This window comes from Paraburkholderia caffeinilytica, assembly GCF_003368325.1.
GTDB lineage: Bacteria > Pseudomonadota > Gammaproteobacteria > Burkholderiales > Burkholderiaceae > Paraburkholderia > Paraburkholderia caffeinilytica.
Map to the genome: position 1 here is coordinate 882,468 of NZ_CP031466.1, position 24,776 is coordinate 907,243.

The 24,776-nt window shown below is 62.2% G+C and carries 16 protein-coding genes; 13 read left to right on the plus strand and 3 right to left on the minus strand.

Features of this window, described 5'->3' with window-relative positions:
- Positions 1-11: 11 nt before the first annotated feature.
- Positions 12-929, minus strand: a complete 918-nt coding sequence (gene phnC / locus DSC91_RS03925; protein WP_115776920.1) for a phosphonate ABC transporter ATP-binding protein — start codon at positions 927-929, stop codon at positions 12-14.
- 291 nt (positions 930-1,220) lie between these two features.
- Between phnC and DSC91_RS03930 the strand changes: the two genes are divergently transcribed.
- From DSC91_RS03930 to DSC91_RS03955, 5 genes are all read left to right on the plus strand, one after another.
- A complete protein-coding gene (locus DSC91_RS03930; protein ID WP_115776921.1) occupies positions 1,221-2,255 on the plus strand; it encodes a M14 family zinc carboxypeptidase in 1,035 nt (344 codons plus the stop codon).
- Positions 2,252-3,028: an alpha/beta fold hydrolase gene (locus tag DSC91_RS03935; RefSeq protein ID WP_115776922.1), complete on the plus strand. Its 777-nt coding sequence runs from the start codon at positions 2,252-2,254 to the stop codon at positions 3,026-3,028. The genes DSC91_RS03930 and DSC91_RS03935 overlap by 4 nt, the downstream gene beginning before the upstream one ends.
- A gap of 144 nt (positions 3,029-3,172) precedes the next feature.
- Positions 3,173-8,014: an NAD-glutamate dehydrogenase gene (locus tag DSC91_RS03940; RefSeq protein WP_115776923.1), complete on the plus strand. Its 4,842-nt coding sequence runs from the start codon at positions 3,173-3,175 to the stop codon at positions 8,012-8,014.
- A 156-nt stretch (positions 8,015-8,170) separates the two neighbouring features.
- Positions 8,171-9,076: a cation diffusion facilitator family transporter gene (locus DSC91_RS03945; protein WP_115776924.1), complete on the plus strand. Its 906-nt coding sequence runs from the start codon at positions 8,171-8,173 to the stop codon at positions 9,074-9,076.
- Positions 9,077-9,371: 295 nt separating this feature from the next.
- Positions 9,372-10,427 carry a purine-nucleoside phosphorylase gene (locus DSC91_RS03955; RefSeq protein ID WP_115776926.1) on the plus strand — a complete coding sequence of 352 codons (1,056 nt, stop codon included), beginning with the start codon at positions 9,372-9,374 and terminating at the stop codon, positions 10,425-10,427.
- 1,076 nt (positions 10,428-11,503) lie between these two features.
- Here the strand turns inward: DSC91_RS03955 and DSC91_RS03960 are convergent.
- Positions 11,504-11,812 carry a DUF4148 domain-containing protein gene (locus tag DSC91_RS03960; protein ID WP_115776927.1) on the minus strand — a complete coding sequence of 103 codons (309 nt, stop codon included), beginning with the start codon at positions 11,810-11,812 and terminating at the stop codon, positions 11,504-11,506.
- A 223-nt stretch (positions 11,813-12,035) separates the two neighbouring features.
- Positions 12,036-13,040: a LysR family transcriptional regulator gene (locus DSC91_RS03965; RefSeq protein WP_115776928.1), complete on the minus strand. Its 1,005-nt coding sequence runs from the start codon at positions 13,038-13,040 to the stop codon at positions 12,036-12,038.
- A gap of 173 nt (positions 13,041-13,213) precedes the next feature.
- On the opposite strand from DSC91_RS03965, the gene DSC91_RS03970 reads away from it, so the two are divergent.
- From DSC91_RS03970 to DSC91_RS04005, 8 genes are all read left to right on the plus strand, one after another.
- Positions 13,214-14,068: an alpha/beta hydrolase gene (locus DSC91_RS03970; RefSeq protein WP_115779682.1), complete on the plus strand. Its 855-nt coding sequence runs from the start codon at positions 13,214-13,216 to the stop codon at positions 14,066-14,068.
- 45 nt (positions 14,069-14,113) lie between these two features.
- On the plus strand, positions 14,114-15,325 hold the full coding sequence (locus tag DSC91_RS03975) for an efflux RND transporter periplasmic adaptor subunit (protein WP_115776929.1): 1,212 nt from the start codon (positions 14,114-14,116) through the stop codon (positions 15,323-15,325).
- A gap of 74 nt (positions 15,326-15,399) precedes the next feature.
- On the plus strand, positions 15,400-18,585 hold the full coding sequence (locus tag DSC91_RS03980) for an efflux RND transporter permease subunit (RefSeq protein ID WP_115776930.1): 3,186 nt from the start codon (positions 15,400-15,402) through the stop codon (positions 18,583-18,585).
- A 13-nt stretch (positions 18,586-18,598) separates the two neighbouring features.
- Complete coding sequence (locus DSC91_RS03985) at positions 18,599-20,236, plus strand: efflux transporter outer membrane subunit (RefSeq protein WP_115776931.1); 1,638 nt, start codon at positions 18,599-18,601, stop codon at positions 20,234-20,236.
- Positions 20,237-20,632: 396 nt separating this feature from the next.
- Positions 20,633-21,472 (plus strand): MetQ/NlpA family ABC transporter substrate-binding protein, encoded by an 840-nt coding sequence (locus DSC91_RS03990; RefSeq protein WP_115776932.1) that lies wholly within the window; start codon positions 20,633-20,635, stop codon positions 21,470-21,472.
- A gap of 42 nt (positions 21,473-21,514) precedes the next feature.
- Positions 21,515-22,927: an LLM class flavin-dependent oxidoreductase gene (locus DSC91_RS03995; RefSeq protein ID WP_115776933.1), complete on the plus strand. Its 1,413-nt coding sequence runs from the start codon at positions 21,515-21,517 to the stop codon at positions 22,925-22,927.
- A 13-nt stretch (positions 22,928-22,940) separates the two neighbouring features.
- A complete protein-coding gene (locus tag DSC91_RS04000) occupies positions 22,941-24,095 on the plus strand; it encodes a methionine ABC transporter ATP-binding protein (protein WP_115776934.1) in 1,155 nt (384 codons plus the stop codon).
- Positions 24,088-24,744: a methionine ABC transporter permease gene (locus tag DSC91_RS04005; RefSeq protein ID WP_115776935.1), complete on the plus strand. Its 657-nt coding sequence runs from the start codon at positions 24,088-24,090 to the stop codon at positions 24,742-24,744. Before DSC91_RS04000 ends, DSC91_RS04005 begins: the two co-directional genes overlap by 8 nt.
- The last annotated feature ends 32 nt before the right edge of the window (positions 24,745-24,776 follow it).

The following is a 24,776-nucleotide window of genomic DNA, read 5'->3' on the forward strand; positions in this document are numbered from 1 at the left end:
GGTGGGCGCGCTCAGCTCGAGTGCGCCGGATTGAGGGCGAACGCATAGCGCGTTGAAGTGGATTCGGTGTTTTGCGCCGAAGCGCCGGTGTCGGGTCCGCTGGCGTTGCTGTCCGCATGATTGGCCGTGTTATCGGCAGCGGTCTCTTCGAGCAGTTCGCGGGCGTCGTCGCCGTAGAGTTTCTTGAGGAGGGCCGGGCTCAGCGCGGCGGAGGGGCCGTCGTAGACCACCTTGCCTCGGCGCAGTGCAACGGTGCGCGGGCAGTACTGCATCGCCATGTCGACCTGATGCAGCGACACCAGCACCGTCAGTTGATGCTCGACGTTGAGGGTGCGCAGCATCTCCATCACACGGCGCGACGATTCGGGATCGAGCGAGGCGATCGGTTCGTCGGCGAGCACGATGCGCGCGCGTTGCACCAGCGCGCGCGCCAATGCCGCGCGTTGCTGCTGGCCGCCGGAGAGGTTGGCGGCACGTTCGCGCGCATGGTCGCCGATGCCGACTTCGTTGAGCGCGGCCAACGACCGCGCCCGCTCCGCGCCCGGAAAGCGTCCGGTGAGACGGCGCCACAGCGGCAGCCGTGCGAGCGCGCCGATCAGCACGTTGCTCTCCACGGAAAGCCGGTTCACCAGATTGAATTGCTGGAACACGAAGCCGATATCGCGGCGAATGCTGCGCACTTCGCGCACGATGCGGCCGTTCTGCTGGATCGGCCGTCCGAGAATCGCGATCTGCGACGGCTGCGCGTCCGATGCCGTGAAGCCGGCGATATGCCGCAGCAGCGTCGACTTGCCCGAGCCCGAGGCGCCGATCAATGCAACCATTTCGCCCGGTTCGACGCGCAGATCGATTTCGTCCAACGCCTTGCGGCCGTTGCCAAATGTCTTGCTCAACCGTTCGATGCGGATTGCTTCCCGAATTGCGTCCATAAGTACCCCTCGATGCATCCGGCTATCGCCAGCCTGTGTGAGGCTCATTCTAGGAAGCGTCTGTGACGGTTGAGTGAAGGCGTCGCAACGTCTAGACGACTATATCTTCACGTGTCTTTTTTGCGTCGCTGGAAAGGCAGGCAGAAGTCATTCATTCGAATAAAAAATGACACCCGCATGACACGATTTGCATTGACTGCGCTCCGTTCCGCATGATCGCCTGCAGCCAGGCTATATTGCGTCAATCGGTGTGCCGTCCCCAATAACCTTGCAGTTCTATTCGACGTCGTCATGCAGCCTTTGAGTTTTCTTCCCGACAGTTTTGCGGAGTACGAAGATCTCAAGACGATCCTCGACCAGGGCAGCGCCAGCTTCGAGATCCGCACCGTCTGCGAGACGACGGTGCGCGGCCGGCAATTCGCCGTGCACACCGCAAGCATCGGTTCAACCGATCCGCTCGCGCCGGCAATCGGTTTTTTCGGCGGCATTCACGGGCTCGAACGGATTGGCTCGCAACTCGTGCTCGACTACATGCGCGCGCTGCTCGCCAGGCTGGAATGGGACGAGTTGCTGGTGCGGCAGCTGCAATCGATTCGTCTGATTTTTATGCCGATCGTCAATCCGGGCGGCATGTGGGCTGCCACACGGGCCAATCCCAACGGTGTGGACCTGATGCGCAATGCGCCGCAGAATGCCGACGAACGCGTGCCGCTGCTCGCCGGCGGGCAGCGGGTGGGCGCATGGTTGCCCTGGTATCGCGGCCGGCAAGGCGATCCCATGGAGCCGGAGGCGGCGGCGCTCCTGCGGGTGGTCGAAACCGACATGGCCGCGCGGCCGCTGAGCATCGCCCTCGACTGCCACTCGGGGTACGGCTGGCGTGACAGCATCTGGTTTCCGTACGCGCGCACGCGCAAGCCGATGGCGCATCTGCCGGAAATGTACGTGCTGAAAACCATGTTCGAGCGTGCGCATCCGCATCATGGCTACGCGTTCGAACCGCAGAGTCACCAGTACCTGTTGCATGGCGATCTGTGGGACTTCGCGTACGACCGTACGCCGCCGCCCAACGTCTTCCTGCCGATGACGCTCGAACTCGGTTCGTGGCTGTGGATCAAGAAGAATCCGCGCCAGCTGTTTTCCCGTCAGGGCATGTTCAATCCGGTGAAGGCGCATCGCACCGCACGCGTGCTGCGGCGTCACGCGAATCTGCTCGATTTTCTCGCGCGCGCGGCGTTTTCGTCGCAGCGCTGGCTGCCGCAAGGCAATCGCCGCGAGCAATTGCTGCAAAGCGCGATCGACCATTGGACCACGCCGAACGCGCCATGAGCACCTGGATTCTGTTACGCGGACTGACGCGCGAAACACGCCACTGGGGTCGTTTGCCCGGCTTGCTGCGCGAGGCGATCGGCACGGATCGCCTGTTGCTGCTCGATCTGCCCGGCAACGGCGAGTTCACGCACTTGCGCGCGCCGGCCGCGGTAGAAGACATGGTGGGCTTCGTGAGGATTGCTGCATTGCAAACCGGCGCGACAGGCCCCTATCGCGTGCTGGCGATGTCGCTTGGCGGCATGGTGGCGACCGACTGGGCGCAACGGCATCCCGGCGAGGTCGAGCGGCTCGTATTGATCAATACCAGCATGCGGCCATTCAGCCGCATGCCCGAGCGCTTGCGTCCATCGGCATGGCCGGGCCTGCTGGGCGTCGCGACGCACTGGCGCGACCCGCCGCGCGCGGAAAGCGGCATTCATCGGCTGACGTGCAACAACGTCGAAACGCTGGGCGCCGATCTCGATGCATGGAGCGACATTCGCCGGAGCGCACCGGTGAGCCGGGGCAATGCGTTACGGCAGCTTTGGGCCGCCGCGCGCTTTAGCGCGGCGGCGGCGAAACCGCGTTGCCCGTTGCTGATTCTTTCTTCACGCGCTGACAAGCTGGTCAATCCGGTGTGTTCGGCGAAGCTCGCTGCGGCATGGGGTGCAACGCATCGCGAGCATCAATGGGCGGGGCATGACCTGCCTCACGACGACCCGGCCTGGACCAGCGAACAGGTTCAGGCTTGGCTTAAGCAGGAGGCTGGGGAACCGAAGGCCGCGCTTTAAACAGAGGCGGCAGGTTCACCGGCAGCGGGTATTACCTAAGTCGGCTCGGGCATCGCTTTCCGGGCGGCAGGCGCATAATCCCGGTTCAGACGATGCATGCGAATCAAGCGATACTCGCTATTGCCGCCCGCCAGGGAGTTGATCATGCAAGCAAAGAATGAAGAAGCCGTCACGCACCTGCTCAACGATGTCTTTGAATTTGCGCGAGGGCGCTTGCCGGAGCCGACCTTCAAAGTCGTCGAGCCTTTCCTGCGGCACTACTACGACTTTGTCGACACCGACGACCTGCAGAGCCGCTCGATCGCCGATCTCTACGGCGCGGCGCTAGCCCACTGGCAAACCGCGCAGCGCTTCGTGCCAGGCAGCGAACGGCTGCGCGTCTACAACCCGATACTCGAACAGCACGGCTGGCATTCCGATCACACGGTGGTCGAGATCGTCAACGACGACATGCCGTTTCTGGTCGATTCGGTATCGATGGCGGTCAACCGCCTCGGGCTCGCGCTGCACTCAGTCGTGCACCCGGTGTTTCGCATCTGGCGCGGACCGGACGGCAGCATCGTGCGCGTGGGTCAGGGCGCTGAAGACTCCGCCGATACGCGCTCGCAGCTCGCCTCGTTCATCCACTTCGAGGTCGACCGTTGCGGCGACGCAGCGAAGCTCGACGCGTTGCGTGACGAGATCGCCAAGGTGCTGCGCGACGTGCGCGCCGCGGTGGAAGACTGGCCGAAGATCGTCGAACTCGCGCGCGCCACAGTCAAAGGCATGAAGGCGGGCGAGGCGGGGCCGGAAGGTCTCGAGGCCCGCGCGTTCCTCGAATGGATGGTGGCCGATCATTTCACGTTTCTCGGCCAGCGCGACTATGAATTGGTGCAGCACGATATCGGCTTTGGCCTGCGTGCGATACCCGGCTCCGGCCTCGGCATTCTGCGCGATGAGTTGCGTACTGCGGGCGCCGCCGAAGTCACGCCGTTGCCGCCGGCGGCTGTCGATATCATCTCCGGCTCGTCGCCCATTTTCCTGACCAAGGCCAACTCGCGTGCAACGGTGCATCGACCGGGCTATCTGGATTACGTCGGCATCAAGCTGACCGGTGCGGACGGCAAGGTGACCGGCGAACGGCGCTTTATCGGCCTGTACACGTCCACCGCGTACCTGGTGTCGGCCGCGGAGATTCCGATCGTGCGGCGCAAATGCGCGAACATCGTGCGGCGGGCCGGTTTTCTGCCGAAAGGGCATCTGGCCAAATCACTCGTGACGGTGCTCGAAACCTATCCGCGCGACGAACTGTTTCAGGCTGAGGAAAATCAGCTCTACGATATCGCGCTGGGTGTGCTCCGTTTGCAGGAGCATCAGCGCACGCGCATGTTCGTGCGGCGCGACCGTTTCGACCGTTTCGTGTCGTGTCTCGTGTTCGTACCGCGCGACAAATACAACACCGATCTGCGGCAGCGCATTGCCAACCTGCTGGTCGATGCGTTCAACGGGGAAAGCGTCGAATTCACGCCGCTGTTGTCGGAATCGACGCTTGCGCGCATCCATTTCGTCGTGCATGCGAAGCCCGGGGGCATGCCCAATGTCGATACGCGTGAACTCGAGGCGCGGCTCGTGCACGTCACGCGCCGCTGGCAGGACGATCTCGCCGACGCGTTGCTCGACGCATTCGGCGAAGAGCAGGGCAACCGTCTTCTGCAGCACTATGCGGATTCGTTTCCCCCCGGCTATCGCGACGATTATCCGGCCCGTACCGCGGTGCGCGATATCGAGTTGATCGAACGCGTGCAGGGCAGCGAGCGGCTCGCCATGAACCTGTACCGCCCAATCGAAGCAGGGCCTCGCGCGTTCCGCTTCAAGGTTTATCGTGCGGGTCTGCCCATTGCGTTGTCGCGCAGTTTGCCGATGCTCGAACACCTCGGCGTGCGTGTCGATGAAGAGCGGCCCTATCTGATCGAAGCGCTCGACGCCACGCCTGCCTGGATTCACGACTTCGGCCTCGAACTCGCGGACGATGCGGAATTCGATATCGAACGCGTGAAGGATCTTTTCGAAGATGCGTTCGAACAGGTATGGACCGGCGGAATCGAAAGCGACGATTTCAATCGCCTCGTGTTGCGCGCGCAACTGAGTGCGCGCGAGGTGACGATTCTGCGTGCTTATGCCAGGTACCTGAGGCAAGTGGGTTCGACATTCAGCGACGCTTATATCGAACGCGCCGTCACCGGCAATCCGGCGATTGCCCGCATGCTGGTGGAGTTGTTCGTGGCGCGCTTCGATCCGGTGCTCGGTGCTTCGCGCGAGGCTCGCGTCGACAACTTGCTGGAGACGATCGACAGCGCGCTCGATCAGGTGCCGAATCTCGACGAAGACCGGATACTCCGGCAATTCCTCGGCGTCATCAAGGCCACACAGCGCACGAACTACTATCGCTTCGACGCCGACGGCCACCCGAAACCGTACCTGTCGTTCAAATTCAATCCCGCGCAGGTGCCCGGTTTGCCTGAACCGAAGCCGATGTTCGAAATCTGGGTGTACTCGCCGCGTGTGGAAGGCGTGCATTTGCGCGGCGGACGGGTTGCGCGCGGCGGTCTGCGCTGGTCGGATCGGCGTGAGGACTTCCGCACGGAAGTCCTCGGGTTGATGAAGGCGCAGATGGTGAAGAACGTGGTGATCGTGCCGGTCGGCTCCAAAGGCGGTTTCGTCGTGAAGAATCCGCCGCCGCAGAGCGAACGCGACGCGTGGATGCGTGAAGGCATTGCCTGTTATCAGACGTTCCTGCGCGGCCTGCTCGATTTGACCGACAACCTTGCGGGCACGGCCGTGGTGCCGCCGCCCGACGTGGTGCGGCATGATCCCGACGATCCCTATCTGGTCGTCGCCGCCGACAAGGGCACCGCAACCTTCTCCGACTACGCGAACGCGATCTCGCAGGAATACGGTTTCTGGCTCGACGACGCCTTCGCGTCGGGCGGTTCGGTCGGCTATGACCACAAGAAAATGGCGATCACGGCGCGCGGCGCATGGGAGTCGGTCAAGCGTCACTTCCGCGAAATGGGCGTCGATACGCAGACGACTGATTTCACCGTGGTTGGCGTCGGCGATATGTCGGGCGATGTATTCGGCAACGGCATGCTGCTGTCGCCACATATCAAGCTGGTGGCCGCATTCGATCATCGGCATATCTTTCTCGATCCGAATCCCGACCCGGCCGTCAGCCTTGCCGAACGTGGGCGCCTGTTCGTTCTGGACCGGTCGAGTTGGGCGGACTACGACCCTTCGCTGATCTCGGCGGGAGGCGGCGTGTTTCCGCGCACCGCCAAGACGATTCCGTTGTCTCCCGCCGTGCAGTCGGTGCTTGGCATCAGCGCGCCGGCGCTCGCGCCCACTGAATTGATGCGCGCGATTCTGCAGGCGCCCGTCGATCTGCTCTACAACGGCGGTATCGGCACCTATGTGAAGGCGAGCCGCGAAACGCATCTGCAGGTCGGTGACCGCGCCGTTGACGCGATTCGCGTCAACGGCGCCGATCTGCACTGCAAGGTTGTCGCGGAAGGCGGCAATCTCGGTCTCACGCAACTCGGACGTATCGAGTTCGCGCAGCGCGGCGGCCGCATCAATACCGATGCGATCGACAACTCCGCCGGGGTCGACTGTTCGGACCACGAGGTCAACATCAAGATCCTGCTGGGTCTGGTCGTCTCCGACGGCGAAATGACCGGGAAGCAGCGCAATACGCTGCTCGCGGAAATGACCGATGAAGTCGGCCTGCTCGTCTTGCAGGACAACTATTACCAGACCCAGGCGCTTTCGATCGCGGGACGCTACGGCGTCGAATTGCTCGATGCCGAAGCGCGTTTGATGCGCTACCTCGAACGCGCCGGTCGCCTGAACCGCGTGATCGAGTTCTTGCCCAGCGATGAAGAAGTCGCCGAACGCCAGACCGCGAAACAAGGGCTGACCACACCCGAGCGCGCGGTGCTGCTCGCCTATAGCAAGATGTGGTTGTACGACGCGCTGCTCGAATCGTCGATGCCGGAAGATCCACTCGTCAGCGAGATGCTGATCGAATATTTTCCGAAGCCGTTGCGGCAGCGCTTTAGCGAACCGATGCAACGTCACCCGTTGCGGCGCGAAATCCTCGCAACGCATTTGACCAATGCGTTGGTGAATCGCGTGGGCTGCGAGTTCGTGCATCGGCTGATGGAGGAAACCGATGCGCAGCCTGGCAACATCGTGCGCGCGTGCATCATGGCGCGCGACGTGTTCGATCTCGACGAAGTGTGGCGCAGTATCGATGCGCTGGATAACCGTGTCGCCGACGATGTGCAGGCGCGCATGTTCGTCGAGGTGGCGCGGCTCGTCGAACGCTCGGCGCTGTGGTTCCTGCGGCAGTTGCAATCGGGGGCGGTCAGCGACGGCGATGTCGCGGGCCTGCTCGCACGTTGTCGCGACGCGGCGCAGCGCCTCGCGCCGCAATGGCCGGTGCTGTTGCCGAGCGCCGATCTCGACGCGCTGTCCGAGCGGCAACGCGTGCTCGTGGACGCCGGTGTCGATAGCGAACTGGCGGTGCGAATCGCCAGCGGCGAGATCTCGGCGGCTTTGCTCGACATCGCCGAGGTGGCGTCGACCTGCGGGCGCAGTCTCGAACTCGTGGCGGGAGTCTACTTCGCGCTAGGCACGCTGCTGAACTACGGCTGGATCAGCGAGCGCGCGACCGCGCTACCGGCGCCTACACACTGGGACATGCTGGCGCGCGCCACGGCGCTGGCCGAGCTCGCACGCCTGAAACGCGCGCTGACCACGAGCGCGCTGGCCGGTGCCGACGAGGCGTCCACGCCGGATGCATTGGTTCAGGCATGGCGCGAGAAGCGCACCGCGCAACTCGAGCGTTATGCGCGCCTGCTTGCCGATCTGCGGGCCACGGGCGGTGCGAGCTTGTCGATGCTGCTGGTGATCGTGCGTGAGATGGCCGCGCTCGAAAGGGCATAGCACGACGGAGCGCGAGAGCGGGCAGATGTGCTGCATACGTCACGGATCCCGGCGCAACACAGCGCCGGGGTTGGACGCATGCCGTGTGGCATGTCCATAATACGGACTATTGCCAACCGAACGCGCTCTGCAAACTCACGGACCCCCGCCACGACGATGAAAGAAGAATCGCCGAAAGCCATTTTCTATGCGCTCGCCGCCAACCTCGGCATCGCCGTCTGCAAGTTCGCCGCGGCTGCCTTCACCGGTTCCGGTTCGATGTTCGCCGAAGCCATTCACTCGACCGCCGACTGCGGTAACCAGCTCCTGCTGCTATTCGGCTTGCGTGAAGCGCGCAAGCCGGCGAGCCCGTTGCATCCCATGGGCGGTGGCCGCGAGATCAATTTCTATTCGCTGCTGGTGGCATTGCTGCTGTTCTTTGTCGGCGGCGCGTTTTCGGTTTATGAAGGCGTGCATCGTCTGTTTGCGCGCGAGCCGTTGCAGTATGCGTATGTGGCGCTTGTCGTGCTGGGCGTTTCCGTGGTGCTCGAAGCCCTTTCCTTGTGGGGCGCGGTTAAGGAAATCCGCAAGACGCATCCTGATAAAAGCATGTGGCGATGGTTTCGCGAAACGCGCGAGTCCGAATTGCTGGTGGTGGCCGGCGAGGACATTGCCGCGTTGGCCGGTCTTGCAATCGCCTTTGTCGCCGTGTTGCTGACGATGGTGACTGGCAACCCTGTCTACGATGCATTGGGCTCGATCGGCGTGGGCCTGCTGCTGATGGCGATTGCGTGGCTGGTGGCGCGCGAAGTGAAGTCGATGATCGTCGGCGAATCGGCGAGCCCGGAAGTGCGCCGCGCGATCGAGACACATCTGCGCGCCCGCTCCGAGATTCGCAGCATCATCAACATGATTACGCTGCAGTGGGGCCGTCATGTGGTGGTGGCGGTGCAGGCCGAAATGATCGACTACGCGAGCGGCCGCGCGATGGTCGATGCGATCAACGTGATCGAAGCGGACCTGCAGGCAACATTTCCGCAAGTGCGCTGGGTATTTTTCGAACCGGATGTGCCGCGGGTTTGATGCGTTGTTTCGCTGATGCCGTCCAAATAACCGTTGGCGGTATCGAAGAAATCGATGTCGTGACCGAGCGCCTGTTTGATGACGGGGCGTGCCGCTTCATCGTCCGACGGCGAGGGGGTGCTCCGCGCGGGCAAGCGGTGGTTCAAGCAGCCGGGACCAAGATGCAATACATCGGGGCCGGTGCGCGAATTGCCGCAATACGTAGTGGAAAATAATTTCTTCGCATCTATACTTCTTTCGGCTTGAAAGCGGTCCCTCTCCCAATCTGCATCATAAGCAAAAAGGAAGGATTAAGATGCTGACTCGCACACTCGGCGCGATCTCCGCAATTGCGCTCGCGGCTTGCGCCGCCTTTACATCCGGCCCTGCCAGCGCGGACGACAACGACGGCGGCTCGCACGGGCGGCCGGTCAAGGTGATGATCATTTCGATGTTCGGACCCGAGGGACAGGTATGGCTCGACCGGCTTGGCCCATGGCGCGACATTACGGTCGACGGCTTATCGCCGGATTATCCGACGGTTCACTGCAATAAGCAGGACGTGTGCGTCATGACCACTGGCATGGGGCATAGCAACGCTGCCGCGTCGATCATGGCGTTGACCTTCTCGCCGCGTTTCGATTTGCGGCATACGTACTTTATGGTGGCGGGGATTGCCGGGATCGATCCGCAGCAAGGCACGGTCGGATCCGCGGCGTGGGCGAAGTATCTGGTCGACTTCGGGATTCAGTGGGAGATCGATGGGCGGGAGATTCCGCCTGGCTGGAATACCGGGTACCTGGGCATCAATACCAAGAGTCCTACGGATAAGCCGCCGCTCGACTATCGGACGGAGGTGTTTCAGTTGAACACCCAGTTGGCCGATACGGCATTTGCCTTGTCGCGTAATGTTGTGCTGTCCGATAACGCTCAGGCGCAGGCTGCGCGGGCCAAGTATTCGTATGCGCCTGCGAATCGGCCGCCGACTGTCATTCAATGCGACACGCTGGCGGGCGATACCTGGTGGTCGGGGACGCTGCTTGGGCAGCGGGCGCGGGATTGGACCAGGATTCTGACGGACGGCAACGGCGTGTATTGCACCACGCAGCAGGAGGATAACGCGACGTATGAGGCGCTTAAGCGCGCGGCCTCGGTGAATAAGGTCGATTTGAATCGCGTTGCGGTGCTGCGGGCTGGGTCTGATTTCGATCGGCCTTACGATGGGCAGACTAGTGCGGATAATTTGCTTAACTATGCTGCGCAAGGGGGTTTTACGATTGCTATTGAGAACCTGTACAGGTCTGGGAATCCGCTTGTGCAGGATATTGCTGCTCATTGGGGAGAGTGGCGGGAGGGGGTGCCGAAGAGGTAGGTTTTTTTGCCTGCTCGGCGCTTTGTTGTCTGTGGTTCTGGTTTTTGTGCCTTTCCTTGATTTGTTAGTGGTCTATTAGCGTTCGCCCCTGTGCGGGGCAGGCACCTACTTTCTTTGCCGCCGCAAAGAAAGTAGGCAAAGAAAGCGGCTCACACCGCTAATGCTAAGCGGGCACCGTGGTTCGCAACCGGTAGTGGTGCATCTGGAATCCGTGCTCGTGCACCTTCATTTGTTAGTGACAAAGGACTCATCAGCTCCCACTCCGCACTGCGTGCGTCGCGGACGGGTCTGCATGGGAAACCAGGGGCTTCGGTTCAGGTCAGTGGGGCCGTCGGCTTCGCCTCGGCAAGTGCCCAAGTATCTTGGAGACGAGCTTCGCAACCGAGTGAAAGAGCGAACTCGCCGACCGACTGAGACGTCGGTGCAGCGTAGTCTCAGTGATAGTGGCGGTAGTGGCGGTAGTGGCGGTGGCGGTGTCGATGTAACGGCGAGTCGCAGTCCCGATCAAAACCCGAGTGCGAAAACGTAGCGGGTGGTTTTAAGAAGTACGCTTCGGCGCGCGCAGCGCCGCCGGAAGAATGACGCCCTTGTCACCAGAGCAAGCAGGGGCACGAACACCGATTCCAGATGCACCACTACCGCGTGCGAGCTACGGTGCCCACTTAGCATTAGCGGTGTGAGCCGCTTTCTTTGCCTACTTTCTTTGCGGCGGCAAAGAAAGTAGGTGCCTGCCCCGCACAGGGGCGAACGCTAATAGACCACAAGCAATACAAGGAAAGCCCAACACCCTAAAAGCACAGACAACAAAGCCAGCTCAACAAAAGACCAACGCCGTAGACACACGGCCCAAAACCCAACTCAAGAAAAACCCAACACCGCAGGCACAAAAAAACCCGCCGATCAGGCAAAAAACAAACCTTTACCGTTGCGGCGCCCGAAAAGGCATCCACACCCCCACATCCACATCCCAATCATCAAGTTCAGACGGTGTCATAACAAACTCCTCTGTAAAGAGTGCAAAAACAAACCGCGATGAAAATTTCTTTTGGAAACCGAATCATCGCGGCGCATTTGCCTTACTGCCCATTGGCCACGCGCGTGACCTCGCCGCTGCCACCTTCCTGCAATGCAATGCGCGCAGCCTGCGTCTGACCAATCAGACCTTTGTTCGGATACGACGTACGATTCAGCGCAGGCAGCGAACCGTCGCGATACGCCGCGACCAACTCGGCGTTAACTTCCGCACGCGTTTTGCCGACTGTAGTCGGCACAGGTTGCGTTTCGTATGTGCCCGCACGGCCAATGCTGCCACCGCTGCTTTGAGCGAACACCGGTGCGCTGGCAAGCAGCGAAAGAGTCAGACCTGCTAAGAGATTGCGTTTCATGATTCACTCCTGTCGATTCGTTTGCAGCACGAGCGGTGCTGCGACAGGGTGAAATGTAGACTTCGAGGTGATCCGGATAAATCTCGCTTTCGCGAAATGAATTGTCGCGAATCTAGAACAATCGCGACGACGCGCGCATTACCCGGTCACTGCGGGACAACCGCGGCATTAGAGCCGCGGTTGAAATTCACTTTTCCATTTTCCGTACTTCAACTCGCGTGAATCAGGCGACCCACTCCGTTATCACCGGCGTATCGAGTATCGGCGCAGATTCGCGTTCTTCGAAAGTCCGCTTCGTGCACATCGCGTCGAGACTGCCGCGTCCGCTCAGCAACGGGCAACGGTCGAACAGCTCGGCAATCCAGTCTACGAAAACACGGACTTTAGGCGACAGATGCCGACTGTGCGGATAGACTGCGGAAATCGGCATAGGCAAAGGCTTCAGCTCCGGCAACACTTCAACCAGCTGGCCCGAACGCAGATGCGGCAGCACCATGAAGAGCGCCGGCTGAATCAGGCCGAAGCCCTCCAGTCCGCAGGTTACGTAGGCATCGGCGTCGTTCACCGACACAATGCTCTTCATCTTCACTTCGACTTCTTTGCCATCAACCATGAAGGCCCAATCGATCGTGCGCCCCGTGCGGCTCGAAAAATAATTGACTGCTTTGTGATTATCGAGGTCTTCAAGCGAAGTCGGCATGCCCGCGCGCTTGATGTAGTCGGGGGCCGCGCATGTCACGCCCTCGAACAAACCGATACGGCGCGCCACCAGCGAGGAATCCTGTAGCGCGCCCACCCGCACCACGCAATCCACGCCTTCCTGCAGCAGATCGACGGGCCGGTCCGTCAAGCCGAGCTGCAGGTCGATGTCCGGGTAACGCGTGTGGAATTCACACAGCGAAGGGATCACCAGCAAACGCCCGATCGATCCCGGCATGTCGATGCGCAGCTTGCCATGCGGCTTCTTGTTGCCGCTCTGGAAGCTGGCCTCGGTCTCTTCGACGTCCGCGAGGATGCGCACACAGCGTTCGTAGTACGCCGCACCGTCGGGCGTCAGCGACAAACGCCGCGTGGTCCGGTGCATCAGCCGCGTGCCGAGGAACGCTTCGAGGTTCTGAATGATGGTGGTAACCGAGGCGCGCGGCAGGTCGAGCGTTTCCGCAGCACGGGTAAAGCTGTTGGTGTCGACGACGCGCGTGAACACTTGCATGGCCTGAAGCCGGTCCATTGCAAACCTCCAAAAGGGGCGGGCGCACTGAGCAGGAATCGAATCCGCAGAGCAATCGCATTCGATTGTTCAGGGGCGCCGAATTGTGTTGCCGGATTATAGGCATTTATTTACGAGTCTGCCGAACCCACAATTCGCAGCATTGAAGTTCTATGCGCATTGCGCGGCTCGACATGGATGCATTTAAACCGCCGTACTCCTTTGTGCCCGCCGGCAGCGGCCCGGCACAGGCCGACAGCACGGCACTCGACGTCACTGACGTGCAGATCGAAGGGCACGCACAGGACATTACGTTGCGTTTGTACCGGCAAGCCCAGAAAACCGCACTGCCGGTATTGCTTTATTTCCACGGCGGCGGCTTTACCAAGGGCTCGATCGACCAGGCCGACTACGCCGCACGTTATTTCGCAGAACACTTACCGGCTCTGGTCGTGTCGGTCGGTTATTCGCTGGCGCCGCAGTTTCCGTTTCCGGCGGCGCCTGAAGACGCGCATCGCGCGGCGCTGTGGGTGCAGACACGAGCCCGCGCGTTTGGCGGGAATAGCAAGAAGCTCGGCGTGGCGGGCCACGATGCGGGCGGACAGCTGGCCAACTGCCTCGCTTTCATCGCGCGCGATCGCGGCGACGTGCGCATTGCCGCGCAAGCGCTGTTCGGACCGATGCTCGATCCGAGCCTGACGCGCCTCGGCGACGAACAGCGGCTCGGCTCGGACATCACCGCGAAGGAGTGCGCCGCGTGTTATCGCGCGTATCTGCCGCAAGCGTCGCAACGCATGCATCCGTATGCCGCGCCGCTCGAATCGTCGCGCCTCGCGGGCCTGCCGGCCACGCTGATCGCGACGGCGCAAAACGACGTGCTGCATGTGGAAGCGGAAAAGTACGCGAGCAGCCTGATCGACGCGGGTGTGCTGACCCAGGTGGTCCGCTATCCCAGCATCTCGCACGCCGCGTTGGCCGACCATCCGCCCGCCTTGCAGGAAGCGGTGCGATTTTTTCAGTGGCGCTTCGATGCGCGCGCCCATCGCTGAGACACAAACAAGCAGAACTTTAATCAACGATACCGGGAGCTTCTCATGACTATCCTTCCTCTTTCCCGTCGCCGTGTGGCGATTGCTGTTCTAGCTGTCGTCGTGGTGGCCGGGCTGGGCACGTTCGGCGCGATCCGCGTCGACGCGAGCTCGCCTGCGGCGCCGACCATCGTGCCGGAAGTCGATGTTGCCACGGTGGTGCAAAAGACGATCACCGACTGGCAGAGCTATTCGGGCCGCCTCGAAGCGGTCGAAAAAGTGGACGTCCGTTCGCAGGTGCCGGGCACGATCGTGTCCGTCAACTTCAAGGACGGCGCGCTCGTGAAGAAGGGCGACACGCTGTTCGTGATCGATCCGCGTCCGTACGCGGCCGAAGTGGATCGCGCCGAAGCACAGGTCGCGGCAGCACAGGCGCGTACAGGCTATACGCAAAGCGATTGGGAGCGCGCGCAACGTCTGATCGCCGACAACGCGATCGCCAAGCGCGATTACGACGAGAAGCAGAACGCCGCACGCGAGGCGAGCGCCAACCTGAAGGCCGCGCAAGCCGCCGTCGAAACCGCGCGCATCAACCTCGGCTATACGAAGATCGTCGCGCCGGTCTCGGGCCGCGTCTCGCGGGCGGAAATCACGGTGGGCAACGTGGTGTCCGCGGGCGCAAGCTCGGCGCCGCTGACCACGCTGGTGTCGGTTTCACCGATCTACGCATCGTTCGACGCTGACGAACAAACCTACCTGCAATACCTGAACCGCGCGAAGGATGGCAGCAAGGTGCCGGTGCAGCTGGGTCTGGCGGACGAAAGCGGCTACTCGCGCGACGGCACGATCGAATCCGTCGACAACCGGCTGGACACGTCGTCCGGCACGATCCGGGTGCGCGCGCGTTTCGACAACCAGGACGGCGCATTGATCCCCGGTCTGTATGCGCGCGTGAAGGTCGGCGGCAGCGAGCCGCATCCGGCGCTGCTGATCGACGACGCCGCGGTGGGCACCGATCAGGACAAGAAATTCGTGCTGGTGGTTGACCAGAGCAACCACGTCGTCTACCGGGAAATCGCCGTGGGCGGCATGCAGGGCAACCTTCGCATCGTCAAGGGCGGTTTGCAGGCGACCGACCGGATCGTCGTGAACGGCATCCAGCGCGTGCGTCCGGGTGATGCAGTGCGCGCCCACATGGTGCCGATGACCACCGATCAGGACCCGAACAGCGCGCCGCTTGCGCAGACGCGGGCAAAAGCAGCGGACAAGAATTCGTGAGCCTCGTGTGCCGCGCTCGTCCAGTCCTCTTGACTGGCCGTAGCGGGCGCATGCTCCAACGTTAAGAGCTTCCCATGAACATATCCAAATTCTTCATCGATCGACCGATCTTTGCCGGCGTGCTATCGGTACTGATCCTGCTGGGGGGCGTCATTTCGCTCTTCAAGCTGCCGATTTCGGAGTATCCGGAAGTCGTGCCGCCTTCGGTCGTGGTGCACGCGCAATATCCGGGCGCCAATCCGAAAGTGATCGCGGAGGCCGTTGCGGCGCCGCTCGAAGAGCAGATCAACGGCGTCGAGAACATGCTGTACATGCAGTCGCAAGCCAATAGCGACGGCAATCTCACGCTGACGGTGACCTTCAAGCTCGGCACCAATCCGGACCTGGCGACGCAACTGGTGCAGAACCGCGTCAACCAGGCGCTGCCGCGCCTGCCGGAAGACGTGCAGCGGCTCGGCATCACGACCATCAAGAGTTCGCCCACGCTGACGATGGTGGTCCACCTGATCTCGCCGAACAATCGCTACGACATGACGTATCTGCGCAACTACGCGCTGCTCAACGTCAAGGATCGGTTGGCGCGGATTCAGGGCGTCGGCGAAGTGCAGCTGTGGGGTTCGGGCGACTATGCGATGCGCGTCTGGCTCGATCCGCAGAAAGTGGCGCAGCGCGGTTTGACGGCGACCGAAGTGGTCAACGCAATCCGTGAGCAGAACATTCAGGTGGCAGCCGGTGTGATCGGCGCATCGCCTTCGGTGCCGGGCACGCAACTGCAGTTGTCGGTAAATGCGCGTGGCCGTTTGAAGACTGAGGGCGAATTCGGCGACATCATCGTCAAAACCGCGCCGGATGGCGGCGTGACGTATCTGCGCGACATCGCGCGTATCGAACTGGCGGCGTCGGAATACGGCCTGCGTTCGCTGCTCGACAACAAGCCCGCGGTGGCGCTCGCCATCAACCAGGCGCCGGGTGCGAACTCGCTGGCGATTTCCGATCAGGTTCGTGCGGCGATGAAGGAACTGGCGGAAGACATGCCGGCGGGCGTCGAATACAAGATCGTCTATGACCCGACGCAGTTCGTGCGTTCGAGTATCGAGGCGGTGATTCACACGCTGCTCGAAGCGATCGCGCTGGTGGTGATCGTGGTGATCGTGTTCCTGCAGACGTGGCGTGCGTCGATCATTCCGTTGATTGCGGTGCCGGTGTCGATTGTCGGTACGTTCTCGTTGCTGCTTGCATTCGGCTTCTCGATCAACGCGTTGTCATTGTTCGGAATGGTGCTTGCCATCGGGATCGTGGTGGACGATGCGATCGTGGTGGTGGAAAACGTCGAACGGAACATCGAAAGCGGGCTCAGTGCGCGCGACGCGACTTATAAGGCCATGCAGGAAGTGAGCGGGCCGATTATCGCCATCGCGCTGACGCTGGTTGCCGTGTTCGTGCCGCTCGCTTTCATGACCGGCCTGACGGGCCAGTTCTACAAGCAGTTCGCGATGACCATCGCGATCTCGACGGTGATCTCGGCGTTCAACTCGCTCACCCTGTCGCCGGCGTTGTCCGCGATGCTGTTGCGCAGCCACGGCGCGAAGGAAGACGTCCTGACGCGTGTGATGAATCGCGTGCTGGGCCGCTTCTTCAAGGGCTTCAACAAGGTGTTTCATCGCGGTTCGACGGAGTATGGCCGTGGCGTGAAAGGCGTGCTGCGCCGTAAAGGTGCGATGCTCGCGGTCTACGCGATCCTGCTGGGCGCAACAGTGCTGATGTCGCGCATCGTGCCGGGCGGTTTCGTGCCGGCGCAGGACAAGGAATACCTGATCGCATTCGCGCAGTTGCCGAACGGCGCCTCGCTGGATCGCACGGAAAAGGTGATTCGCGATATGAGCGCGATTGCCCTGAAGCAGCCGGGCGTGGAAAGCGCGGTGGCGTTCCCGGGTTTGTCGGTGAACGGTTTCACCAATAGTTCGAGCGCGGGCATCGTGTTCGTCACGTTGAAGCCTTTCAAGGAGCGTGGCGGCAAGAAGCTCTCGGCCGGTGCGATTGCCGGTGCATTGAACCAGCAGTACGGCGCGATCAAGGATTCGTTCGTCGCGGTGTTCCCGCCGCCGCCCGTGCTCGGCCTGGGTACGCTGGGCGGCTTCAAGATGCAGTTGGAAGATCACGGCGCGGTGGGCTATGCGGAGTTGAACAAGGCTGCGGAAGCGTTCGTGAAGAAGGCGGCGCAGACGCCTGAACTTGGCCCGACCTTCTCGAGCTATCAGATCAACGTGCCGCAATTGAACGTCGACCTGGATCGCGTGAAGGCCAAGCAACTCGGCGTGCCGGTCACGGACGTGTTCAACACGATGCAGATCTATCTGGGCTCGCTGTATGTGAACGACTTCAACCGCTTCGGCCGTGTGTATCAGGTGCGGGTGCAGGCTGACGCGCCGTTCCGTCAACGTGCGGACGACATCCTGCAACTGAAGACGCGCAATGCCGCGGGCGACATGGTGCCGTTGTCGTCGCTGGTGACGGTGACGCCTACGTATGGCCCGGAAATGGTGGTGCGCTACAACGGCTATACCGCTGCGGACATCAACGGTGGACCGGCGCCGGGCTTCTCGTCGGGCCAGGCGCAGGCCGCGGCCGAACGCGTGGCGGCGCAAACCCTGCCGCATGGCGTGAAGCTCGAATGGACCGACCTGACGTATCAGCAGATCATCGCCGGCAATGCGGGTCTGTGGGTGTTCCCGATCAGCGTGCTGCTCGTGTTCCTCGTGCTGGCCGCGTTGTATGAAAGCCTGACGCTGCCGCTCGCGGTGATCCTGATCGTGCCGATGAGCGTGCTGTCCGCGCTGACCGGTGTGTGGCTCACGGGGGGCGACAACAACATCTTCACGCAGATCGGTTTGATGGTGCTGGTGGGGCTGTCGGCGAAGAACGCGATTCTGATCGTCGAGTTCGCTCGCGAACTCGAACATGACGGACGTACGCCGCTGGCGGCGGCGATCGAGGCGAGCCGCCTGCGTCTGCGCCCGATCCTGATGACGTCGATCGCTTTCATCATGGGTGTGGTGCCGCTGGTGATCTCGAGTGGAGCGGGTTCGGAGATGCGTCATGCGATGGGTATCGCGGTGTTCTTCGGCATGCTCGGCGTGACGCTGTTCGGTCTGATGCTGACCCCTGTGTTCTATGTGGTGCTGCGCACGTTGGCTGGCGGGACGATTCACGTCGCGCAGAAAGACGCGCCGCACCTTGGGGCGCCGGCGACGGAAGCCTGAGGAGAAAATAAAAATGAATCGTTTTGAATCTTTAAGCGGGTGGGGCAGAGCGGCTGCCAGCGGTTTGCTGGTGGCGTTGCTCGCGGCCTGCTCCGTTGAGCCCACGTATAAGCGGCCGGAGGTGGATACGCCGGCTGCGTTCAAGGAAGCGCCGGCTGCTTCGGCTACGTCAGCTGCATCTGCTGCATCTGCTGCGTCCGCTGTATCCGCCACGTCGCCGCAGGACGCGGGCACGTGGAAGCCGGCTCAACCTGCCGACGACGCGCATCGCGGCGAATGGTGGACGATTTTCGGCGACTCGCAGCTCAACGCGCTGGAACAACAGGCTGCTGCCGCGAATCAGGACCTGAAGGCGGCCGCGGCACGCGTGCAACAGGCGCGCGCGGTGACGCAGGCCGCGAAATCGGACTGGTTCCCGAAGCTCGACGCGGGCTTCGGCCCGACGCGAGAACGTGCGTCGGCGGCTTCGCAATTGCTGCCGGATAGCGCGGGCGGCACGACCGGCACGATCTGGCGCGCACAGGTGGGCGCGTCGTACGAGACGGATCTGTTCGGGCGAGTCGGCTCGAATGTGAACGCGACGCGGGCGGACGAGCAGCAAAGCGAAGCGCTGTTCCGCTCGGTCCAGTTGTCGTTGCAAGCTGACGTCGCGCAAAACTACTTCCAGTTGCGCGAGCTCGACACGGATCAGGATCTGTACCGCCGTACCGTGGCGTTGCGCGAGGACACGCTGAAGCTGGTCGAGCGCCGCTTCAAGGAAGGCGATATCGGCGAGCTGGATGTTTCGCGTGCCCGCAACGAACTGGCGAGTGCGCGTGCCGACGCCGTGGGCGTGGCGCGTCAGCGCGCGGCCTCCGAGCACAGTCTGGCGATTCTGCTCGGCAAGCCGCCGGCGGATTTCTCGTTCGCGGAGGCGCCGCTCGCACCGGTGACGGCGCGTGTGCCGCCAGGTTTGCCTTCGGCGCTGCTCGAACGTCGGCCGGACATTTCGGCGGCGGAGCGGGCGATGATGGCGGCGAATGCGCGAGTCGGTCTGGCGAAGTCGGCGTTTTTCCCGAAGCTCGATATCACGGGCGCGTTTGGGTATGAGTCGGCGACGCTCGGCGATCTGTTCAAGTGGTCGAGCCGCGCGTTCCTCCTTGGGCCGCTGGCCGGCACCGCGCTGACGATGCCTTTGTTCGACGGTGGACGCCGCAAGGCCAACCTCGCGCAAGCTCGTTCGAAGTATGACGAGGACGTGGCGCAATATCGTCAGCAGGTGCTGGTGGCGTTCCGTGAGGTCGAGGACAACCTGGCCGATCTGCGTTTGCTCGACGATCAGATACGCGAGCAGAACGATGCGGTCCAGGCCTCGCAGCGCGCGGCGCATCTGTCGCGCACGCAGTACACGGAAGGCGCGGTCAGCTATCTGGATGTGATCGACGGCGAGCGGCAGGTGCTGCTGTCGCAACTGCAGGCGAGTCACCTGTCCGGCACGCAGGCCGTGGCGACGGTCAATCTGATTCGCGCGCTGGGCGGTGGCTGGGGTGATGTGAAGCCCGCGGGCGACGAGGCGGTGGGGGCGGTTGCGCCGGCTTCGGGTCCGGCTGCCTCATCTGTCTCTGCTGCTGCCTCTGCGTCTGAGCCCGCGGCTCAGGTGGCGACGCGCTAGGGTTTGCTTTAGTGAGTTGTCTGGTGACGAACGCCGGGTTGCGCTGATGCGCAACCCGGCGTTTTTCTTTGGTGACGTGATGCGATGCGCACAGCTGTGGGCGGGCGGGGGCCATCCGCCAAATCGTTTTTCCCGCTTTCCTTCCCAAAATCCGTTCGTAGACCGCCAGTTTCCCGCCGTCTATGATGATTCGCACCTCATCTGGAGAGAGGCGATGACCTGTCCGATCTGCCGTTGTCCGCGCTGATCCGCTCGCGCGTTCTGTTGCTGCTGCGCGCCGGTTAAACCGCGCGTTGCGGATTTCCGTTGTCCGATCAAATCCGGCATGCCTGCCCGCATGCCGTGGGATCGGCTCGCCTCGAAACACACACACGCTCCCATTCCAACGAGTTCACCATGCGCATTTCTCTGACCACTGCAAGGCGCTTTTTCAAGGCGCGGACGCTGACGCTCTTCGGCGCATTCGGCGTCGCGCTCGCGTTGTCCGCTACGTCCGCATTTGCGGCAGACACGCCCACGCTGAAAATCGGCATCGCCACCAGCCCGCAAATCGAAGCGCTCAAAGTGGCGGCACGCGAAGCGAAGGAGCAAGGACTCGATGTGAAGATCATCGAGTTCACCGACTGGAATACACCGAATGCGGCGCTCGCCAACAAGGATATCGACGTCAACTATTTCCAGCACATTCCGTTTCTCGAGAACGCGAAGAAGCAGGGCGGCTATAACTTTGTTGCGATCGCCCCGGGCACGATCATGAAGATCGGTCTGTACTCGAAGAAGATCAAACGCTTCGACGAATTGAAAGACGGCGCCACTGTTGCCATCGCCAACGATCCGGTCAACGGCGGTCGTGGGTTGTTGCTGCTGCAACGCGCCGGTCTCATCAAGCTGACGCCGGGCATCGACTACCGCGCCACGACACTCGACATCATCGACAACCCGAAGCATTTGAAGATCGTTCAGCTCGAGGCATCGCAATTGGCCCGCTCGCTCGACGACGTCGATCTCGCGCAAGGCTATCCGAGCTTCATCAAGCTCGCGGGCACCACCGATCCGAATAGCGCCTTGTTGTTCGACGGCCTGGAAAACAAGAACTACGCAATCCAGTGGGTCGTGCGTCCGGAAAGCGCAAACGATCCGCGTATCCGCAAGTTCATCTCGATCTATCAGCATTCGCCCGCTGTGCGCGCCGCGCTCGACAAAGCCTTCGGCACGCTCTACGCCGTCGCCTGGTAAGTCGCGCCGCTCGCAACGTTGCAAATAGCAAGGAGCCGCACGATGGCGAAGAAGATCCTGTTGAACGCGTTCAATATGAATGCGGTCGGCCATATCAATCACGGTTTGTGGACGCATCCGCGCGACCGTTCCGCGCATTACACCGACCTCGACTATTGGACGAGCCTCGCGCAAACGCTCGAGCGCGGCAAGTTCGACGGGATCTTTCTCGCCGATATCGTCGGCGTGTACGACGTTTATCAAGGTGGACCGGAAACGCCGTTGCGTGAATCGGTGCAGATTCCGATCAACGATCCATCGCTGATCGTGCCCGCGATGGCGCACGTGACCAGGCATATCGGCTTCGGCGTCACGTCGAATCTGACTTACGAGCCGCCGTATCTGTTCGCGCGCCGCATGTCGACGCTGGATCACCTGACGAAGGGCCGGGTCGGCTGGAACATCGTCACCGGCTATCTGGACAGCGCGGCGCGCGGCATGGGTCTCGCGCAGCAGATCAGCCACGACGATCGCTACGATCGCGCGGACGATTACATGGACGTGGTCTACAAGCTGTGGGAACAAAGCTGGGAAGACGATGCGGTGGTGCGCGATCGCGCGGCGCGCATCTTCTCGCATCCTGACAAGGTGCATCGCGTCAAACACGACGGTCCGTACTATTCGATCGACGCCATTCATCTGAGCGAGCCGTCGCCGCAACGCACGCCGGTGCTGTATCAGGCGGGTTCGTCGAGCCGGGGCGTCGATTTCGCGGCGCGTCACGCGGAATGCGTGTTTGTCGGCGGCCAGAACAAGCAGCTCACGCGTTCCATTGTCGACGACATTCGCGCACGGGCGGTGAGCTTCGGCCGCGCGCCCGACGATATCAAGATCTTTGCCGGCATTACCGTTGTAGTCGGCGAAACAGAACGCGCCGCGCAGGAAAAATTCGAAGAATACCGGCGCTATGCGAGCGCTGAAGGCGGCATTGCGCATTTCTCGAGCTCGACCGGTATCGACTTCTCGCAATACGAACTGGATGAACCGATTTCGTATGTGAAGACCGAATCGATGCAATCGGCGGTCGAAGCGATTTCTAAGAGGAGCGTGAGCGGCGTATGGACCAAACGCAAGGTGCTCGAACAGATGACGCTCGGCGGTCGCGCGAAGCCCGTAGTCGGTTCGCCGCAGCAGATCGCGGACGAACTGGTGTCGTGGGTGGAAGAGGCCGGCGTCGACGGATTCAATCTGACCCGCACCGTCATGCCCGAGTCGTTCGAAGACTTCGTCGATCTGGTCGTGCCGGAATTGCAGAATCGCGGCGTCTACAAGGAGGACTACGACCCGGCGCCGACGCTGCGTGAAAAGCTATTCGGCGGCGGCCGCGCGCGATTGCCCGAGGTGCATGCCGGCGCGCAGCATCGGCTTAACGCACCCATTGCGCGGATCGGCGCGCGATCCACCGTGGACGCATGAGAGGAACGAGGCCATGGCTCATCTATTCGACGTGCCGCAGTTTATTGAAGACGCGCCGTCCCTCGCGTTGAATCGCGCGGCCGACACTGTGCAGGAAGCTGTCGTATTCGACGATGTGGGCAAGGTGTTCTCCAATACCCGCGGTGCGCAGGCCGTGGCGCTGGCAAACATCACGCTGAAAGTGGCGCGTGGTGAGGTTTTCGGCATCATCGGTCGTAGCGGCGCGGGCAAATCGACGCTGCTGCGGCTCGTCAATGGCCTGGAAAAACCGAGCTCCGGCGCCGTGCGCGTGAATGGCGTGAGTGTCGGCGAGCTCGACGAACGCGGGCTGGTCACGCTGCGGCGGCGAATCGGCATGGTGTTCCAGCATTTCAATTTGCTCTCCGCCAAAACGGTGCGCGAAAATATCGCGTTGCCGCTCAAGATCGCCGGTGTGCCTAAAGCCGCGATCGACAAAAAGGTCGACGCCTTGCTCGATCTGGTCGGCCTGTCGACCAAGCGCGATGCCTATCCGGCGAGTTTGTCCGGCGGCCAGAAACAGCGCGTCGGGATCGCGCGCGCCCTCGTGACCGACCCGGACATTCTGCTGTGCGACGAGGCGACGTCGGCACTCGATCCTGAAACGACGCAATCCATTCTCTCGTTACTGCGCGATATCAATCAGCGGCTCAACCTGACCATCGTGCTGATTACGCATGAAATGCAGGTGATTCGCGAAGTCTGCGATACGGTGGCCGTGATCGAGCGTGGTGAAGTCGTGGAGACGGGGCCGGTGTGGCGCGTATTCGGCGACCCGCAGCACGCCGCGACACGCGCGTTGCTGCGCACGCTGGTGCACGACCTGCCTGCGGATCTCGCCGCGCGTGTCAAACCGTTGCACGAGATCGCGCAAGCGGATGCGCGGATTCTGCTCGACGTGCGCTTCACCGGCGCCGATGCCCGCGAACCCGACCTTGGCGCGTTGACGTCTGCATTGAGCATCGACGGTGGCCGGGTGAGTTTCGTGCATGGCGGCATCGACCGGATTCAGGGGCATGCGCAAGGGCGTCTTGTGGTGTCGGCGGAAGTGCGCGCGAATCCGGACGGCACGGTGCAAAAGCAGATCGCGACGCTGCTCGAACGCGCGCGTCACTATGCCAATCATGTCGAGGTGCTCGGCTATGTCTGATCTCTGGCTCTCGGAACTCGCCGATGCCATTCGCGACACCCTCGTCATGGTCGGCGTATCGGCCGTCATCGCGGCGTTGGTCGGCATTCCGCTGGCATTGGTGCTGGTGACCACCACGCGCGGCGGCATCTTTGAAAAGCGTGCGGTGAACAGCACGCTCGGCGCACTCGTCAATGCGTTCCGCTCCACGCCTTTCATCATTCTGCTGGTCGCGCTGCTGCCGCTCACGCGTTTGCTGATCGGCACGACGATCGGCGTATGGGCCGCCATCGTGCCGCTCAGTATCGCGGCGATTCCTTTCCTTGCGCGCGTGGCCGAAGTGAGCTTGCGCGAAGTGGACCGCGGGTTGATCGAAGCCGCGCAGGCAATGGGCGCGCAGCGCCGGCATATCATCTGGCATGTGCTGCTGCCTGAAGCGCTGCCAGGCATTCTCGGCGGCTTCACGATCACCGTGGTGGCGATGATCGGTTCGTCTGCCATGGCGGGCGCGGTGGGCGCCGGCGGCCTCGGCGATCTGGCGATCCGCTACGGCTATCAGCGTTTCGATACGACCGTGATGGTCACGGTGATCGCGCTGCTGATCGCGATCGTGACGGCGGTGCAGTTCGTCGGCGACCGCTTCGTGCGACGCCTTTTGCAACGCACATGATCGTCTCCCTCAGACCGCAACTTGCATGACGA